Source organism: Roseivirga seohaensis subsp. aquiponti, from assembly GCF_001267955.1.
Lineage (GTDB): Bacteria > Bacteroidota > Bacteroidia > Cytophagales > Cyclobacteriaceae > Roseivirga > Roseivirga seohaensis.
Genome location: NZ_JSVA01000028.1, coordinates 1 through 1850, shown reverse-complemented (window position 1 = coordinate 1850; position 1850 = coordinate 1). Strand labels below are relative to the sequence as shown.

The window sequence follows — 1850 nt, the reverse complement described above, 5'->3', positions numbered from 1 at the left end:
TGTGTGTGCCTTGAATGGTGAATATAGGCCAAAAAGATGGCCGTTCCAACGGGTGAAAGTCCCTTAAGCGCTGGGGTCGTGCCCGGAAGCTAAGTAAGTGGCAAGCTGGTTTGGAGTGATCCATGCAGTGAAGTAAGCCAGACTGCGGTATGTGTACTGACGAACAGAAACTACATACAGAGGCTATAAGGTCGGATGAGGTACCACATGCTGCCGAAGTCCAAATCTCTGATTGACTTATCAATCTGGGAACGTACCGAAATAGTAGATGTAGCAGAGATACATGCAAGGATATTCATCTTACCGAGGGAGGTCTCTAGGTGTCGAGTACACTGAAGAGAAGTCAGCAGAAGTCATAGTACCAATGGGCAAACGAGCTGTGAAAAGCAGAGGTCTCACAAAGTAGGGAAGGACTGAACATTGAATTGCGTCTTAATTCGCAAAGGAATCTACGGATAGCCTTTGCTTAAGCGGACAGAGAAAGAGTAATGATAGAAAAAGTACTACATCCACGCAACCTGACAAGCTCATACTACCAAGTAGTAAGAAATAAAGGGAGCATAGGGGTTGACAAGATGAGTGTTTATGAGTTAGCCTCTTTCAGAGAAGCGAACGTCCAATCACTCGCCAACTCAATCCTGAACAGGAAGTATGTGCCACAGGCTATCAAAGGAGTAGAGATACCCAAAGGAAACGGTAAAACCCGACTTTTGGGAGTACCCACCGTAGTAGACAGGTGGTTGCAACAAGCAGTAAGCCGTCAGCTAGCGACCAAGTTCGAGTTAGAATTTGAAGAGCAGAGCTACGGATTTCGTCCACAGAGAAACATCCATAAGGCAGTCCAGCAAAGCTTGAAACACATCAATGATGGGTACCAAGACATTGTAGACATTGATCTCAGGAGCTTCTTTGATGAAGTGCAACACTACAAACTACTACAGCTGATTTACAACAAGGTAAAATGCCCGACTACACTGTGGCTCATCCGCAAATGGCTACGTGCACCAATGCTGATAAACGGCAGGTTACGCAAGCGCAGGAAAGGTGTGCCACAAGGTAGTCCGCTGAGTCCGTTACTATCGAATATATTACTTGATGTACTAGACAAAGAGCTCGAAAGGAAGGGACTGCGGTTCGTGCGCTATGCCGATGATTTTAGTATTTATGCTAAATCAAAAGCCGAGGCAAAGAAGTTGGGGAATGAAGTGTATTTGTTCTTGAAAGAGGAATTAGACTTACCCATCAACCGAGCGAAAAGCGGTATTCGCAGACCAAACACCTTTGAGTTGTTAGGTCATGGATTTACACCAACCTACAAAAAGGGTGAGAAAGGCAAATATCAACTAGTTGTAAAACAGGGGAGCTGGCAGAGTTTGAAGCGTAAGCTCAAAGCTATAACCAAGAAAACATTGCCCTACAGTTTCGAAGAACGATTGGAGAAGCTCAAACAAGTGTGGCAAGGATGGGTGAACAACTACCGATTGGCAAGTATTCAGGCCAAACTTAAAACGCTCGATGAGTGGTTACGAAACCGTTTGAGGTATTGTATATGGCACGACTGGAAAAAGCTAGAGCGGAAACGTAAGAACCTAATCCGATTGGGAATCGAACAGGGACAAGCCTATGCTTGGAGTAGAACTCGGATGGGAGGTTGGGCAGTAGCCCAGAGCCCTATACTGAGGACAACTATTACCTTGTCTAGACTAAGACGAAAAGGTTATAAATCAATGCTAGATTACTACTTAAAAACGCAACCTCAAATTCAATGAACCGCCAAGTACGAGACCCGTACGCTTGGTGGTGTGAGAGGCGCACCGTGGGCTTATGGCTCACGGCCGTCTACTCGATTG

General features: G+C 45.6%; 1 protein-coding gene. It reads left to right on the top strand.

Features of this window, described 5'->3' with window-relative positions:
* Window positions 1-488: 488 nt before the first annotated feature.
* Complete coding sequence (gene ltrA / locus OB69_RS17600; RefSeq protein WP_053225080.1) at window positions 489-1769, top strand: group II intron reverse transcriptase/maturase; 1281 nt, start codon at window positions 489-491, stop codon at window positions 1767-1769.
* The last annotated feature ends 81 nt before the right edge of the window (window positions 1770-1850 follow it).

Coding starts and splice junctions, on each gene's coding strand:
- ltrA (WP_053225080.1), top strand. CDS start 489: ATGATAGAAAAAGTACTACATCCACGCAACCTGACAAGCTCATACTAC.